Origin of the sequence: Subdoligranulum sp. APC924/74 (assembly GCF_003324125.1) — a bacterium.
GTDB lineage: Bacteria > Bacillota > Clostridia > Oscillospirales > Ruminococcaceae > Gemmiger > Gemmiger qucibialis.
The window spans coordinates 43,753-59,975 of record NZ_PSQF01000008.1; the positions used below are offsets into that span (position 1 = coordinate 43,753).

A 16,223-nucleotide genomic window follows, 5' to 3' on the forward strand; every position below is an offset into this window, starting at 1 on the left:
TTATGTGTAAAGTGATTTTTATTTGAAGTAGAAATTTTTCCGCAGCCGGATTGCCCCATCATCACAGATTACAAAGAGGTCTTGTTCCAAGTGTGCAAGGTCAGCTGGCTTGATGATGGGCTGTGATTTCTGGTTTGGGTCTGTTGCCAGTAGGGAACGCTTCTCGCCAATCATTTTGGAGAAATACTCCTGTGTTTCGGTGTCCTTGCAGCCCAGTATGACCGTAAATTTGAAGTTTCCGAGCATTGCCTTGCGCTCATCTTTACCGTAAATCATGTCAAGGTCAGCCAGCGATTGCGTCAGCACCATAATGCGGATGTGCCGCTTTCGCAGCTTGCGCAGGGCCTCGGTGATTTGCAGCTTGCCAAACGAAGCAAATTCATCCAAACAAAACAGAATCATTTTCTTATGCTCTGGCGGTCTGGATGAAAAATATTCCATTGACTGGGCCGTGATAATGCGCAGCAGGTCGCCATAAATTTTGAGCTTTTCATCAGGGATATAGATATAAATGCTGTTTGTTTCCAGCGTAGCCGGGCTGATTGACTGCTCATAGCTGGCTGATTTTCGAAGTGCATTTTTAATTTTTTCGTTTGTGGCAAACAGTTTTAAGGCATCGTCTGCCGCCTGCTTGCATCCTGCTGTATTCTGTTCTGACGCGCCTGCAAAGGAACTGATGAACATATTTGCAGTCTGGTTCTGCTGCTTTGCAATATCATTTAGCAAACCGCGCCAATCATGGCCGAGGAAGAACTCGCAGATTTGGACAAAGCCCCAGCCCATACCGTAGTAGCAGATAAGCGCCGCTGTTATCATTTTTCGGCCATTTTTCGTGAAGAAAATACCTGCCTCGCTATCGTTGGCTTTGTCCGGCAATAGCAGGTAGGCAAGCTGCTCCAAGCGCTCCTGCCGTTCGGTCTCATCCGTTACCGCATTGATTGCGGCAAACACATCATACGGGATGCAGTTTTCCGCTGTCGGGTCAAATACAATTTTGTTGGGCGTGTTGACGTTAGCTGAAATGTCGCCGGAAATGTCTACCACCAGCGCTGTTCCCTGCCAGCTGCGTAGCGTTGGAATCAGCAGCGCACTGGTCTTGCCTGTGCCAGACGGCCCCATTACGAGAATATGCCCCTCGTCCTGCTCGGGGGAGTAGGCCAATAGGCTCAGTTTCTTGCCAAATAGGATTCCTCTTGCTTGCGCTGGCTGCCGATACGCAAGATTCTTTTTGGCAAATGGATTTGGCAGATGATTAACCTGCCCGCGCAGATACACCAACAGCAGAAGTATAACCAGTAAAATTACCGCCGCGCCATAAAGATAACAGCTGATAATCCATATAACCTGTTTCATGGTCGCACCTTATTAAAAGTGAAGCCCCTGCTCAATTTTGGATTCTCCAAAATATAGCGCAGGGCGTTCTACTTCCTGCTGGTACTCGCGTTCGGCTTTCAACTGTGCAACCGTGCGGTTGCCGCCCTGCCGTTTGGTTACGCCGGTCATAACGCGGGCATCTTCCAGACCGTGCTCGTTCAGGTAGCGTTGCAGGTCTGGATGAAAATTGCGCAGTTCGCGGCGGTCAAGAACATCGTTCGCACAGATTTTATAGCCCTGCTCGTGCTTCGGGTCTTCGACAACGGGCACGAAACAAAAATGCAAATGCGGCTGGCCGCCCTCGTCATCATGAACAATGGCTTGCACAACATTTTCCTCACCATAACGATTTGCCAAAAAATTGTATGTTGCGTAGAAAAAGTTATCGTAGCGCTCCGGGTCTAAATCCTGCGGGGCTGTCACAATCCAGCCGACCATAACCTTTACATCGTTACGGTTGTAGCAGTACAGTTCCGATTTGCGCTGCAAAAAATAGTCATACTCAGTCATGCCCCGGTCTGGGGATAGTATATAGTCCCGCTCCAGCCTTTTCGGGTCAATGTCATGGTTACTCGAATGTTCGATTTCTCGCCGGTTGTGGCGAAGTATATTGCGGACTGCGCCCGCACCAAACTTCTCGGCACACGCCATCATAATCATTCCCTTCTCGTTGGGGGCCATGCCCCATCCGATTGCGGCTTAAAATGTACTGCAAAAGCAAGCAGTACATTTAGTCTCCATCTGCTGTGTCATACAAGGTATGGCAGTTTCCCCGGAAACTCCCACCGCCCTTGCGGGCTTACCTTGCCAAAGGGGCGTGACCCCTCTGGACTCCCCGCTGCCGACAAGACCCGCTTGCCGTCAGTGAGGGGCCGCGGCCCCCATCGGGACGATTTTTCATCGTCCCTGCCCCTATAAGATTGGCGGTGCCAAGTTCTGCACTTCCACGCAGAGCATCAGCACCGCCCTTGCTGCGACCTGTACGCCTTACTATCGCAAAGGCGTGTCAGGTCTTATTTTTTTCTACCCGATGTACAGCACCACTGGCCCATTGCATCATGCTCAATCCCTGTAAGGAACTGCATGCCCTCAAACCAGTGGAACACCTGGTTCGGCTCGCAACGAAACGCAAGCGCCGCCAGCACATCGTACACAGCCTTTTCGCTCCACAAAGTATCCCACTCTGCAAAAATGTCATCCACCAAACGCGCACCGTTAATTTTGCTGATGCCTCCAGCTGAAATCTGTTTGCCGAGAATATTGTAGACCTCAACAGCAGATTCCCACAAGGCATCATTCTCTGTAATGGTGCAGTTCTCTACATCCTCATGCAAATGGTACCGGGCAAAAAATCCTTGCAAGCGGTCTGCATCACGCACCGGGCGCGTTCCTAACGCTCTAATACCGCGCGTCATCGACTGCTTGATTTCCTGAGCTTCCAACGCTCCTTCTGTATGGCGTTGCAAGATAAATCTTGCCTCCGTGCGGAACGGTTCCGTAATCGGCAGAAACTGATTTTTAATTGCCATATTGATGATGTCTCCAATTTTCAATCCAAAGGTTTTGGTTGCCTCAGCGATAAGCATATCACTCTCAGCATCCGACGCAAAGAAACGTTTCATAATGTTTTTCCTCCTTTAAAACGTTCATAATTCAATACATCATGTATATATCGTTTAAAGTATGCACACGGAAAATATATACATTTTGTATATTCAAAATTGTTATGCGTGTGCTATAACGGTAAAAGGGATTCCTCCTACAAATTTCATTTTCTGCAATTCGCAAGGATTGGCAAGCCCCAAAAATGCTTTTTGCAAAAATTATATTTTTGCTTTAAAGCGTTATTTATACTTTAAAAAGACTGATAAACCGCTGCGGCGGAGATTGAGAAGCGTGGCCCTGCCGCTCAAAAAAGTATATAAGCCCCCAGCCCTAAGTCAACAGACTTTCACGGCATATTCTCGCACTTTTGCGGGGAGTGCTGCGATATTCCATGTTCTGTTGACACCGGGATGGGGGCTTTACTTTTTCTTTTCGCCGGCAGGGGCCAAACCTGCAAACCGCTTCGGCGGGGATTTAAAAGTATACTTTTAAGACGAAAGGACAACGAAAATGAAACAGACGATTAAAACGAGCCGCGTGGCAGGTCAGTTAGAGAAAATGTTCCGAGCACTTAACAACCGCTTTTTTGACGGCGAACTGCCGGAAGTCGTTATTAGTTTAAAAAAGACTGCTGGCGCGTATGGGCACTTCACCACTGGAAAGGTTTGGAAGACAGGCGAAGAACGGCGCTACGAAATCAATATAAGCTCTGCCAGCTTAAATCAGGAGTGCGCCTTTCTCGCAGGCGTTTTAGTCCATGAGATGGTACACGAGTATTGCGCTGAGCACGGTATAAAAGATACTAGCAATAACGGCGTGTACCACAACAAGAATTTCAAGCACATTGCAGAAACCCACGGTCTGGAAGTCGAACACCATCCCAAATATGGTTGGACAATTACCAGCCCCGGCCTTGAACTTCTGGATTTTGTTGAGGAACAGGGCTGGCAAGATTTCCAGATGGTCGAGAGCCTTAACCTACTGGATGTACTCGGAACGCTCCCCAAGGGCGGCAACAGCGGTGCAGGCGCAGAAACCAGAACGAAAAAGCCCAGCAGTACCCGCAAATATATTTGTCCCAAATGCAGCAACAGCTGCCGAGCAACCAAGGTCATCAACCTAATATGCGGCGACTGTATGGAAAAAATGGTTGTTGCCGAATAAATTATAACAACAGTGATAATGGTCGAGTGAGAGTAGACCGCTATTTTTATATGTACACTTTTAAAGGAGCTACACAATGCAATACGATTATTATTCCTGTCCGTATGAGCCTGATACCGGCATACCACCGTGCGGAGAAATGCCAGAGTGCCAAACCTGTTCTTGGTGCTACCTTGCAGACAGCGAAAAGTAGAACGATGGCGGTGGTCACACAAGCGACCACCGCCATCATTTTCAGTATCAAATTTAAGCTATGCACAAGTAATATCAAAACTGCTTGCTATCGTATGACAAAGTAAGTATACTATCAGTATCAAAATTAACGAGCCTCAGAGGTGATACTGCCATGCAGATATAAATTTAAAAGTACATTTATAAAAGTTACAGTTTATCGTCACATATTGACTTATATTCTTTTCTATATTACTATGATACAGGGCGTTCACCGAATACCAAAGAGACAAGTTAAGAATCCACACGCAGGCCCCTCCGCCATCCGGCTCCGGGGCCTGCTTTCTTTTTTGTTTCCAATCCTCTCTCATTCTGTCCCATGCGGGAAAACATGAGATAATGCGTTGATTTTGCTTGGTGTGGACTTGGAATGTTCTTGGAGTTGGCTTGGAGATTAGGCGGATTGCGAGCGGAACGGAGTGGAGCGAGCTCCTATGCGCTGTCTTGATTTCCTCTGCGCCTTTCTGGATTTTTTCGTGTGCCCGCGCATAAAATTGTGATACAGGGCATTCACCGAAGAACAAAGAGACAAGTGAAGAATCCACACGCAGGCCCCTCCGCCATCCGGCGGCGGGGTTTGTTTTTTACAGCAAAACAGCACCGCCCGCGATATGGTATTACCCGCGGGCGGTGCTGCTATTTCTATTTGATAAAGAAAATGAGAACGGCGTCAGTAACGGCGTTCTCACAAAAGATGCTTTCTTTTTGATTACAACCGTATCATACCGTTCCCCACGCAAAAAGTCAATCACTTTTGAGCAGGGCGATGTATTTATGCCAATTTTTCCTCTCTTCTATTGAAAACTTTGTTTGCATGGTGCGCCAGTTTTCTGTATTTTATCCTATTACAACGTCATCCTCCCCCGGCAAGCCCTGCCATTTTGTAGGGCAAGGATTATCAAATAGTCAAATATAACGGATGCAGCACAAGGTTTTTCGGCACTTTTCCGATTGACGCACCGCATGGGACAGCGTACAATAAAAGTACCAATTTTTGCAACAATAATACAATTGCGTGCTTTGATTCAAGCCCTTCAAAAAGGAGAGAATACTGTTCCATGGGTTCCAATTCCACTACTATCCCCACCACCAGCGTGGCAGAGTTAAAGTATCTTTCGCTGCTGGCACGGGATTATCCCACCCAGGCCGCGGCTGCCAGCGCCGTTATCAGCCTGGAAGCCACCGCCAAGCTGCCCAAGGGCACCGAGCATTATATCAGTGACCTGCACGGCGAAGACGAGGCTTTTATCCACCTGCTGAACTCCGCTTCCGGTGTTATCCGCGAAAAAGTTGATCTTGTCCTGGGTGAAAACGTGCCCAAGGCCATCCGTGCCGAGCTTGCCACCCTGATCTACTACCCGGCGCGCAAGCTGCCCCTGCTCAAGGCCCGCTACCCGGAACGCTTTGAGCTGGAAGCCTGGTACCGCCAGACGCTGCTGCGCCTGATCGATGTATGCCGCTTTGTTTCGTCCAAGCACACACGGGAATATGTGCGTTCCTGCCTGCCGCAGGGCTGTGGGCATATCATTGACGAGCTTCTGCACGCCCACTTTGAGGACCACAACAAAACCCTCTACTATGGCCAGATCGTGGGCAGCATTATCGCCAATGACCGCGCGGACGCTTTCATCATCCGCCTGTGTGAGCTGATCAAGCGCCTTGCGGTGGACAAGCTGCACATTATTGGTGACCTGTTTGACCGCGGCCCCCGCCCGGACCTGATCCTGGACCGACTGATGACCCACCACAACGTGGATTTCCAATGGGGCAACCACGACGTTGTGTGGATGGGTGCCGCCGCTGGCAGCGCGCTGTGCTGCTGCACGGTGCTGAAAACCACCCTTGCCTACCACAACCACGGCATGATTGAAGATTTTTACGGCATCAATCTGCGCCACCTGCTGCGCATGGCGGAGCAATATTACGGCAATGAGGATCTGACCATTTGGATGCCGCACACCGATGCCACCCGCGGCCCCTACACGGACGGAATGCTGCACCGCTGTGCTGTCATGCACAAGGCCATCACCATCCTGATGCTGAAGCTGGAGTGCGAAGTGATCGACCGCAACCCGGATTTCAAGATGCAGGGGCGGGATTTTTTGCGCCGCATTGATTACGAAGCCGGAACGGTGGATTATTTTGGCAAGAACTATCCCCTGCGGGACCGCAACTTCCCCACGGTAGATCCAGAGAACCCGGCCCGCCTGAATGCCGACGAAAAGTTTGTGCTGGACAAGCTGGTGGCATCCTTCCGCCACAGCGAAAAGCTGCAAAAGCACGTTGCCTTCCTGTATGCCAAGGGCAGCGTATACCACATTGAGAACGGCTGCCTGCTGTACCACGGTGCGGTGCCCCTGACGGACGAGGGCGAATTTGCCGCCGAAACGTTTGAGGGCCATTCCCTGCGGGGCCGCGCGCTGCTGGATTACTGTGACCTGCGCGCCCGCCTGGGCTATTTTGCGCCGGAGGGCTCGCCGGAGCGGCAGAGCGGGCAGGACTTTTTGTGGTACTTGTGGTGCGGCAAGCTCTCCCCGCTGTTTGGCCGCAGCGCCATGACCACCTTTGAACGGCTGTACATTGAGGACCCAGAAACCCACAAGGAGATCAAGGATCCCTACTATACCTGGTACGATGATGCGGCCATCTGCTGCCGCATCCTGGCGGAGTTTGGCTTAACGGCCAACTGCCACATTGTGAACGGCCATGTACCCGTGCGGGAAAAAGCCGGCGAAAGCCCCATCAAGGGCGGCGGGCGCTTGTTGGTGATTGACGGCGGGTTCTGCCGCGCTTACCACGAGCGCACCGGTATTGCGGGGTACACGCTGGTGTATTCCAGCCACGGCATGAGCCTGCGCACCCACCAGCCATTTGAAAACACCGCCAAAGCAGTGCAGGAAAACCTGGATATTTTGTCCCGCGTGGATGTGGTGGACGATAACCACACCGACCGCGTTCTGGTGGAACATATGGACGAGGGCGCCAATCTGTACGCCCAGGTGGCCGACCTCCACCGCCTCATCTCCGCCTACCGCACCGGCCTGATCAAAGAACAGCCGACGAAAGATACGATCTGGTAGCGATTACGGGGATTTTCCAATTTTTTTGAAAAAAAAGGCTTCGGCGAAAAAACTTTAATTATAATAGAATATAGAATAAATTATAGGATAAATCGAAAACAGCCGCAGCGGCAGGGAGTCATTCCCCCACCGCTGCGGCTATTTTATTTGTAGGTTCGTTTGGTTCATCTGTAGGGCGCGATGCCCTCATCGCGCCGGAGAGAACCATAAACCATTTGTCACAAACCTGCAAACAATTTGTAGGGGACGATGGGCCTTACCTAATATTCCGCATATTCCGCCATCCGGCAATAAGGCAAACGTCCGCAGGCGCACAATGTGCGCCCCTATGGGTGAGATATGCGTTTATTGCCCGTTATGCACAATAAAACAACCTGTAGGGAACGGTCTTGACCGTTCCGAGACCGAGGGGCGGATGTCTTTAGGTTTGTTGCAGAGAACCACCCCTCAGGCCGCTTCGCGTCCATCGCAAACCTAAAGTAAGATATTGGCTCCCCTTTGAGGGGAGCTCCGGCGAAAGCCGGTGAGGGGTGGTTCCCCGCGTAGAGCCTAAAATTTATGGTTCCACATTTCCATCCGGGGCGTCGAGGACGCCGCCCCCTACCATAGGGCAAGGCAAAACATCAAATTTATAATGTGCAATAAGACAAAGCTCCAGCAGGACGATGCAAGCATCGTCCCCTACAGATAGGTTTCGGGCTGCGTTAAGATTGCGGCATTCAATTTACGTTTTCCCGGCGCGATGAGGGCATCGCGCCCTACAGATTGTTTTATCATTCATCCCGCATTTCTAAATACCAGCAACCCTAATATTTCCTGAGCGGCGCACCGCGCCGCGGTCCACCACAATTATTCTTTATTATTTATTCTTTATTCATTAAGCGCCCCCAACTCCTAACTCCTCCCTCCTAACTCCTAACTAATCACACAAATTCCCTCCACGCCTGCTCCGCCCCGGTCTGGAACGCGCACAGTTCTTCCATCAACTTGTGGGCGCCGGGGCTGGCCTGGGGGTAGTCGGTTTCGGCGCGCTTGCAGTCCAGCACGCCCTGGCCGCTGCCCTCCGCCAGCATGGTGGCAAGGTTACGGGTGCTTTTGTCCAGCATGGTGCGGGTGCGGATGCCCATGCTCACACTCATGCGTGCGGCGGCGCTCTGACCCTTGGCCTGTGCGCCGATGGCATCCAGCGCCGTGTGGGCCTGCTGGTTCAGGCGGCGGTACTCGTTTTTCTGGCGCATCATCTCGTCTTTCAGCTTCTGGTCATACGTCAGCCCCATCAGCTCATCCAGGGTGTTTTTGCCCATCTCGGTGTTCTGCACGATCTCCTGCAGCATGGCTTCGTTATCACTGGTTTTTTGCATATTCTGGTTTTCCGGCATAAAAAATCCCCCTTGTGTACAGCCTTTTCCTTTGGGAATGTTCCCAAAGCTAGTATGGCTCCACAAGGGGGATTTATTCTTTTGTTTCAGCTTCTTCAGCAGCCGGAAAGGCGCTGCTCGGCCAGGGCCACCATCAGGTCCCAGCTGCCGGCTTCGCCCCAATCGGCAGAGCTGAGCGACACGGTAAATTCGCCGCGGCGGGACAGGGTGATGCCGAACGTGCGGCGGGATTCGCCCAGCGCTTCATGCAGCGCAGCCTGCAGTTTTGCCGCCGGGGTGCCAACGCTCACCACCAGGAAAATGCCGTCTTCCAGGCGGACAACAGCGTTCTGCTGGTCCGGCCCGGCAGCCAGCTGCAAAATACCGGCTGCGGTATTCAGGCAGCAATCTGCTGCGTGAGTGCCTTCCTCGCGCAGCAGGTTCCAATACTCGTTCACGCGGGCAGCAACCACGCTGACCGGCTTGCCTGCGCAGGCAGCAGCCGCCACTTTTTTGCGGTAAGTGGAATCCAGGAACGCACGGTTATATACACCGGTCACATAATCGCGGCGCATCTCCTCGCGGTACTGGCCCAGCAGGCGCAGCAGGGCGTTTGCCTCGCGGTCATTGGCGGGCAGATCTGCCGTAAGGAAATAGGTGGCAGCCAGCACAAACGGGCGGTGCTCCACCTGGATGTTCTGGTAAAACACAAAACCGGTATCCTCACCCAAAATCGGCTGCCAGCCACGGCCATCTGCATTCAGCACAGGCACAGCATCGGCATGGCCGGTGGCCTGCAGGGTGGCGGGGTCCACCTCGGCCTGGGCCAGCGGGTCGATCAAAGTAACCTGGTCAAAAAAATTCTGCAATGCGGTAACCTGCATGCCAATTTGTTCCAGAGTAAATTCCTGCATGACGCGTCTTCCTCCATGTAAAACATACAAGATCCAACAAAGCGTTTTTCGGTTCTCTATGTTGCCCTAATGTTGTAATGCTACAACTTGACATAAAATCTCTGTATATTTTACCATACCGTGCATGCTTTTCCCATACCCGCATTACACAAAGAATTGCTTAATAATAAAAGTATTACTGTTCAAAAAATCACTTTGCACTTTTTGCTGCTTTTTTCGCCGGTGCTGTCGTTTTCTCCTCTTTTGCGTCAGCCGCCTTGGCCTTGGGCTGCGGGGCGGGCGCTTTTTCCTTTTTCGGCTCCGCTTCCGGCAGGGGTTCCGCGCGGAAATACCGTGCGCTCATCTCGTGGATCTTCCGCGCCAGCGCGGGGGTCAGGTCCTTAGCGGCAACGCGCCACTGCCAGTTGCCCGCCGGGTTGCCGGGGGTGTTCATGCGGGCTTCGCTGCCTTTTTCCAGCCAGTCGGCCATCGTCACAATAGCCAGCTCCGCCGGGCTTGCCAGCACACCGCGCAGCAGGCCGGTGATCTCGCCCTCCTGCTCGGTCAGGGCAAAATATGCCTTGGCCTGTTTGCGCTGGGCGGGGGTGGTTTCGTTTTCCAGCCAGCCGCGCAGGGTGTTATTGTCATGGGTGCCGGGGTAAGCCACGCAGTGGGCCGGGTAGTTATGCGGCAGGTCCAAGCTATCGGTGCCGTTCAGACTGAACTGCAGCACCTTCATGCCGGGGAATCCGCTTTCCGCCAGCAGCACACGGACGGAATCAAAAATTTCGCCCAGATCCTCGGCCACAATGGGCAGGTCACCCAGAGCGGTGCGCAGAGCACGGAACAGGTCCATGCCGGGGCCCTGTTCCCACTTGCCGCCGCGGGCGTTTTTGTCCCCCGCCGGGATAGCCCAATAGGTATCAAAGCCGCGGAAGTGGTCAATACGCAGGATATCATAAATGCTCAGCGCATGGCGCACGCGGCGCACCCACCAGGCATAGTTGGTACGCTTGTGGTAGGCCCAGTCATACAGCGGGTTGCCCCACAGCTGGCCATCCTCGGCAAAATAGTCCGGCGGGCAGCCAGCCACACGGCGGGGGTGGCCCTCGCTGTCCATCTCAAACAGCTCACGGCCTGCCCACGCATCGGCAGAATCCGCCGCCACATAGATGGGAATATCACCCATGATCTTGATGCCCTTGCTGTTGGCATATGCTTTCAGGGCCTGCCACTGCTTGGCGAACTCATACTGCACAAAGGCCCAGAAGCCCAGTTCATCGGCATGGCCGGTGCGGAACTCTTCCAGCGCCTTGGGGTCGCGCAGGCGTAGCGGGGCAGGCCAGGTCTGCCAGTCGCACATCTTGTTTTCTTCTTTGATTGCCATGTACAGGCAGTAATCTGGCAGCCAGGCATCGCTCAAAAAGGTAAAACGGTACCAGTCATCGCTGTAGGGGGTATCGTACCCTGGCACCGGGCGCTGCTGCAAAAATGCGGCGTATGCCTTGCGCAGCACCTTGTAGCGCTTTTGGTACAGCAGGGCATAGTCACAGTAATTGGGGTTGGTGCCCCAATTTTCTTTGGCGTAATCTTCCGGCTTCAGCAGGCCATCCGCAGCCAGCTGATCCAGGTCAATAAAATACGGGTTGCCCGCAAAAGCCGAGCAGCTCTGGTACGGGCTGTCGCCATACGAAGTCGGGCCAACGGGCAGGATCTGCCACACGCTCTGTCCGGCCAGCACCAGAAAATCCACAAAATCTCTGGCAGCCTGGCCCATGGAGCCAATGCCATACCCGCCCGGCAGGCTGGAAACCGGCATCAGGATACCGCTGCAACGCTTCTTCATTTTTTCTCTTCTCCTTAAAACTTTTTGTATTCCGCAAAGCCCATCTAGGGTGCGCCTGTTTTTCAGGTACACCCCGGGGCATCAGTTATCGTCTGCTTCGGCGCTTTCTGCGCCAAGGGCCGCCATCACGGCGCTGCGCCAGGCAGCGGCGGCATCTTCATCCCACAGGCCATCCCGCAGGGTAATGCCGTCCGCTTCATAATACAGCCCGCGCTGGGCCTGCTGCAATGCGGCGGCCTGGGTTTTGTCCAGCGCTGCGCCAGGCAGAATACCGGCTGTCACCTGCGCCGCCTGCATGGCCGCGGCGGCGTTCTGGTTGCTGCCAGTACCCCAGGGGGTGATCAGGTCCAGGGTGTCGATCAACGCGCTCTCCCCCGCCTTGCTGGTGTACAGCCACAAAATAGCGGCGGCTGCGGCGCGGGCGCTCTCCTCATCGGCATCCGCCGGGATAGCCAGCCAGGCACGGTTGGCCAAAATGGGGTAATTCATCAGCCCGGCCAGGTTGAACCGCTGGTTGGCAATGTCGGCTTCGGTCAGGTTATTTTTGATGGGCAGCCACACCAGCGCGTCTTTCTGGGCGCTGCTCAACGCTGCGCCGCTGTCACTGATCAGGTCGGCCAGGTAGCCGCGGTAGAACAGGGCATTGCCCTGCTGGAACAGATACTTGCTGGTCCATAGGTCTGCAATGCCGGCCTGCCAGGCGCTGTTGGCATCTTCCAGCCGCAGCTCCTGCTCCAGCGCGTTCAGCGGACCGGTCAGGTTTTCTTCGGTCAGCGGCTCCCCCGCCGCCAGCAGGGCGGTGGTGTACAGCGCAGGGGTATTTTCCGCCACGCCGCCATCCCCGCTGTTGCCGCTAACCTCCGGTCCCTGGGCGGCAAACACGCCGTTCAGGTTTGCCAGTGTCTCCCGCCGCTCAGCGGGCAGGGTGTAAACATTGCCGTTCAGCGTTACCTGCACAGCGCCGGGTTCCGCGCACCAATGGGTCACAGCTGTTACGAAATCGAACCATTCCTCCCAGGTCGCAGCGCGCAGGTCGTCCAGCGCGGCATCGCTCTGCAAAAGCTCGGTCAGCACACGGTTATCCGCCCAATAGGCATACAGGCTCTGGCCCACCGGCAGGGCGGTGACGGTGCTTTCCGTATCCAGTCCGGCACGCTGCGCGGCGGCGGCCAGCAGCTCGTTCTCCGCCAGATTCTTCCAGGTTCCATCATCCTGCGGCGGGGCATCCAGAATGACCAGGTCCGCCGTTTCGGTCTCAAAGCTGTTTTGCAGCGTCACATTCTGCGCCTGGGCATACAGCTCCAGCGCGCCAACAGCAGCGCTGGTGTCCAGCAGGCCGTTCACCGTCAGGCTTTGGGGTGCCGCGGTGGGCACGGCCTGGCTGGGTGCTGCGGTTTCGCCGGTAGCAGCCGCCCCTTGGCCCGCGCAGCCCGCCAGCAGGCAGCTGCTCAAAACCAGTGCTGAGATTCGTTTTTTCATATGGTTCCCGCCCCCTTTCCGGCTCCCACCTTGCCGGGGAGCCGCCGGAATTATAACTGATTTTTATTATAACGGATTTGAACTGTTTTTTCCACTGCCGTTTTATGCTATAATGTAAAAATATTCCGAAAGGGGGATGACCTTGCATGCCCGCAACGGCAAAACTATACGAAACAGACCCATATGTTCAAACTTTTACCGCCACGGTGCTTGTCTGCACCCCGGCCGGGGAACAGTTTGCCGTGCAGCTGGACCGGACCGCCTTTTACCCGGAGGGCGGCGGCCAGCCCTGCGATACCGGTGCGCTGGGCACCGCCCTTGTAACGGATGTGCAGGAGCATGGCGGCGTGATCACCCACACTGTCAGCGCAGCGCTGCCGGTTGGGCAGACAGTGGAAGGCCGCATTGATTGGGCGCGCCGCCGCGACCATATGGAGCAGCACACCGGTGAACACATTTTAAGCGGCACTTTGCACCGCCTGTTTGGGGCGGAGAATGTGGGCTTTCACATCGGTTCCCCCGCGGTGCGGATGGATATGAGCGTTCCGCTGACCGCCGGCCAGCTGGCCGAAGCAGAAGCCCAGGCCAACGCGGTGATCCGTGCGGACGCCCCGGTGCGCTGCTGGTACCCCGCGCCGGAAGACCTTGCAAAACTGACCTACCGCAGCAAAAAGGAAATTGACGGTGCGGTGCGGCTGGTAGATGCCGGCGGGGCCGACCTGTGCGCCTGCTGCGGCACCCATGTTTCCACCACCGGCCAGGTGGGGGCCATCAAAATTTTGAGCGCCCAAAGCTACAAGGGCGGCACCCGGCTGGCGGTTGTGTGCGGGGAGCGTGCGCATCAGTCCATTGCTGCCGCCTGGCAGGATGCCGCCGCGGTGGGCACCCTGTTAAGCTCCGCCCCCGGTCGCCTGCTGCCTGCCGTGCAAAACCTGCAAACGGCGGAAGCTGCCCTCAAGCAGCGCCTTGCCGCCATGCAGAACGCATTGTCCGAAGCACTGGCCCAAGCCGCCGTGCCCGGCCAGCCTGCTGTGCTGCACTGTGACGGTGCGGACGGCGACGGACTGCGGCGGATCTGTTTGGCGGTATCGGCCCGCACCAACGCGCTGACGGCGGTGCTGGCCTCCGGCGGGCAGGGCCTCGCCTATGCGCTCTGCCTGCCCGGCGGGGATGTGCGCCCGGTGTGCAAGGCGCTGAATGAAGCGTTCGGCGGGCGGGGCGGCGGCAAGCCCGGCTTTTGCCAGGGCAGCCTTGCCTGCACTGATTTTGCCGATGTCCAGAATTTTTTAGTGAATTATCATGAGTGAGGTATTGTTGTATGCGTATGCGTTTTAAGCCCTATGCCAGACCGGAACTGCTGGCCTGCGATTTCCATGTTCACGAACCGCTGACCCATGCCGGGCACTGGCATGAGCTGTATGCCCGGCCGGAGCAGCCCCTGCACCTGGAGCTTGGCTGCGGCAAGGGCGGCTTTTTGAGCCAGCTGGCCCCCCTGCACCCTGATATCAACTACCTTGGCATTGATATCACGGATAAGGTCCTGATTTTGGCCAAGCGCAAGGTGGAAGCCGCTTACGCCGCCGCTCAGCTGCCGCCGGATAATGTCAAGATTGCCTCGCTGGATATCGAGCGGCTTTCCGGCGTGTTCAGCCCGGCGGATACCGTGCAGCGCATCTACATCAACTTCTGCAACCCGTGGAGCAAAAACGCTGGCAGCAACAAGCACCGCCTGACCCACCCGCGCCAGCTGCTGCAGTACCGCGCTTTGATGCCGGAGGGTTCCGAAATCTACTTCAAGACCGATGACGATGACCTGTTCCGGGACAGCCTGGGTTACTTTCCCGCTGCCGGGTTCGAGATTACCTGGCAGACCTTTGATCTGCACAAGAATGAGCCGGACTGGAACCTGCGCACCGAGCACGAGGGCATGTTCAGCGAACAGGGCATTCCCATCAAGGCGCTGATTGCCCGCAAGGGGCCGGATTCCAGCGTGACCTGGGTGGAGCCCAAAGAGCTGGCCCGCCGCCTGGAACCGGAGGAAGAAGCCGACCCCGCCGGGGAGGTACAGGAATGACCACTTATGCCCTGCTGCATACGATATTTTTCTTTTTCGTCTATGCGTTCCTGGGCTGGTGCGTGGAGGTTGCCTATGCAGCCATCACCACGCGGGAGCTGGTCAACCGCGGATTCTTGAACGGCCCAATCTGCCCCATTTACGGCTGCGGCATGACGGTAATGATCGCCGTTCTCGGCCGTTTTACCATGCCAAGCAGCGATATGGCATGGTACCAGAACGTACTGGTTGCCTTTTTCGGCGGCATGGTCATCACCACGCTGGTGGAGCTGGTTGGCGGGTACATCCTGTACAAGATGTTCCACACCCGCTGGTGGGACTATTCCATGTATCGCTTTAACCTGGGCGGGTTCATCTGCCCGCAGTTCTCCTTGCTGTGGGGGCTGGGCAGCGTGCTGCTGATGGTGGTGGTTCACCCGCTGCTCAGCAAGCCGAGCGCCGCTATCCCCACCCTTGTGCTGATCTGGCTGGATGTTATTTTCAGCGGCCTGTTCCTGGCGGATCTGATCGTATCCGCCATTCAGGCTGTCGGCTTCAGCAAACAGCTGGCCCGCATTGATGAGCTGCGCAAAGCCATGCGCACCACCAGCGATACCCTGACCGAAGTGATCGGCACCAGCGCCATGACGATGGACACCCTGCTGGATGAGCAGAAACTGCAGCTGACCCTGGCCGCCATGGAGGGTGCCACCAACGCCGCCGAGCTGCGTGACCAGCTGCGCGAACTGGCAGGCAAAGCCGGCACCCTGCGCGATACCACCATCCGCCTGAGCAAGCAGCGGTTCTTTGGCACCGGCCGTTTGCTGCGGGCCTTCCCGGACATGGTCCCCGACCGCCGCGAAGCACTGGCCTCCCTGCGCGTTGGCCTGACCAAAGCCACCGCCCGCGCCAAAGCCGCCGCCAAACAGGCCGTAAAAACCGGCAAGAACGCCATAAAAAAAGAAGACAAGTAAATATCTCCCTATACCAAAAGCCGCCGGGCAGCAAGCAAAGCACTTGCCGCCCGGCGGTTTTGTTGTTTTTGTTTGTAGCTTGGGATTTTTAAGGCAATACCGCATAATTCTAAGTGCCGATACGGCGAGCGAGGTGCGGCAGATGCCAAGCCAAAAGCGCAGATAA

Annotated in this window: 12 protein-coding genes; 5 read left to right on the top strand and 7 right to left on the bottom strand. The window is 55.3% G+C overall.

Going from position 1 to position 16,223, the window contains the following annotated elements; translation table 11 throughout:
* Nucleotides 1–18 precede the first annotated feature (18 nt).
* The 3 genes from C4885_RS04250 to C4885_RS04260 all read right to left on the bottom strand — a co-directional run bounded on the left by C4885_RS04250 (nt 19) and on the right by C4885_RS04260 (nt 2,996).
* Nucleotides 19–1,353, bottom strand: a complete 1,335-nt coding sequence (locus tag C4885_RS04250) for a type IV secretory system conjugative DNA transfer family protein (RefSeq protein WP_113999167.1) — start codon at nt 1,351–1,353, stop codon at nt 19–21.
* 12 nt (nt 1,354–1,365) lie between these two features.
* Complete coding sequence (locus C4885_RS04255; protein WP_158538806.1) at nt 1,366–2,034, bottom strand: plasmid recombination protein; 669 nt, start codon at nt 2,032–2,034, stop codon at nt 1,366–1,368.
* 353 nt (nt 2,035–2,387) lie between these two features.
* The gene (locus C4885_RS04260) at nt 2,388–2,996 is read right to left on the bottom strand and encodes a hypothetical protein (RefSeq protein ID WP_113999169.1); all 609 of its coding nucleotides are present in this window, start codon (nt 2,994–2,996) and stop codon (nt 2,388–2,390) included.
* A 493-nt stretch (nt 2,997–3,489) separates the two neighbouring features.
* Here C4885_RS04260 and C4885_RS04265 point away from each other — a divergent pair, with 493 nt between their 5' ends.
* Both C4885_RS04265 and C4885_RS04275 read left to right on the top strand, forming a co-directional pair.
* Nucleotides 3,490–4,143 (top strand): SprT-like domain-containing protein, encoded by a 654-nt coding sequence (locus tag C4885_RS04265; RefSeq protein ID WP_113999170.1) that lies wholly within the window; start codon nt 3,490–3,492, stop codon nt 4,141–4,143.
* 1,289 nt (nt 4,144–5,432) lie between these two features.
* On the top strand, nt 5,433–7,454 hold the full coding sequence (locus tag C4885_RS04275) for a fructose-1,6-bisphosphatase (RefSeq protein WP_113999172.1): 2,022 nt from the start codon (nt 5,433–5,435) through the stop codon (nt 7,452–7,454).
* Nucleotides 7,455–8,377: 923 nt separating this feature from the next.
* On the opposite strand, the gene C4885_RS04280 is transcribed toward C4885_RS04275, so the two are convergent.
* From C4885_RS04280 to C4885_RS04295, 4 genes are all read right to left on the bottom strand, one after another.
* Nucleotides 8,378–8,833: a hypothetical protein gene (locus tag C4885_RS04280; RefSeq protein WP_242979485.1), complete on the bottom strand. Its 456-nt coding sequence runs from the start codon at nt 8,831–8,833 to the stop codon at nt 8,378–8,380.
* Between the two features lie 95 nt (nt 8,834–8,928).
* Nucleotides 8,929–9,726 (bottom strand): GGDEF domain-containing protein, encoded by a 798-nt coding sequence (locus C4885_RS04285; protein ID WP_113999173.1) that lies wholly within the window; start codon nt 9,724–9,726, stop codon nt 8,929–8,931.
* A 190-nt stretch (nt 9,727–9,916) separates the two neighbouring features.
* Nucleotides 9,917–11,551, bottom strand: a complete 1,635-nt coding sequence (gene malQ / locus C4885_RS04290) for a 4-alpha-glucanotransferase (RefSeq protein WP_113999174.1) — start codon at nt 11,549–11,551, stop codon at nt 9,917–9,919.
* Between the two features lie 81 nt (nt 11,552–11,632).
* Nucleotides 11,633–13,030, bottom strand: a complete 1,398-nt coding sequence (locus C4885_RS04295) for a hypothetical protein (protein WP_113999175.1) — start codon at nt 13,028–13,030, stop codon at nt 11,633–11,635.
* 146 nt (nt 13,031–13,176) lie between these two features.
* Here C4885_RS04295 and C4885_RS04300 point away from each other — a divergent pair, with 146 nt between their 5' ends.
* Genes C4885_RS04300 through C4885_RS04310 form a run of 3 tightly spaced genes read left to right on the top strand, consistent with a single transcriptional unit; the run spans nt 13,177 to nt 16,057 of the window.
* Complete coding sequence (locus tag C4885_RS04300) at nt 13,177–14,337, top strand: alanyl-tRNA editing protein (RefSeq protein WP_113999176.1); 1,161 nt, start codon at nt 13,177–13,179, stop codon at nt 14,335–14,337.
* Nucleotides 14,338–14,348: 11 nt separating this feature from the next.
* Nucleotides 14,349–15,104 (top strand): tRNA (guanosine(46)-N7)-methyltransferase TrmB, encoded by a 756-nt coding sequence (gene trmB, locus C4885_RS04305; RefSeq protein ID WP_113999177.1) that lies wholly within the window; start codon nt 14,349–14,351, stop codon nt 15,102–15,104.
* Nucleotides 15,101–16,057 carry a putative ABC transporter permease gene (locus tag C4885_RS04310; RefSeq protein ID WP_113999178.1) on the top strand — a complete coding sequence of 319 codons (957 nt, stop codon included), beginning with the start codon at nt 15,101–15,103 and terminating at the stop codon, nt 16,055–16,057. The genes trmB and C4885_RS04310 overlap by 4 nt, the downstream gene beginning before the upstream one ends.
* Nucleotides 16,058–16,223 lie beyond the last annotated feature (166 nt).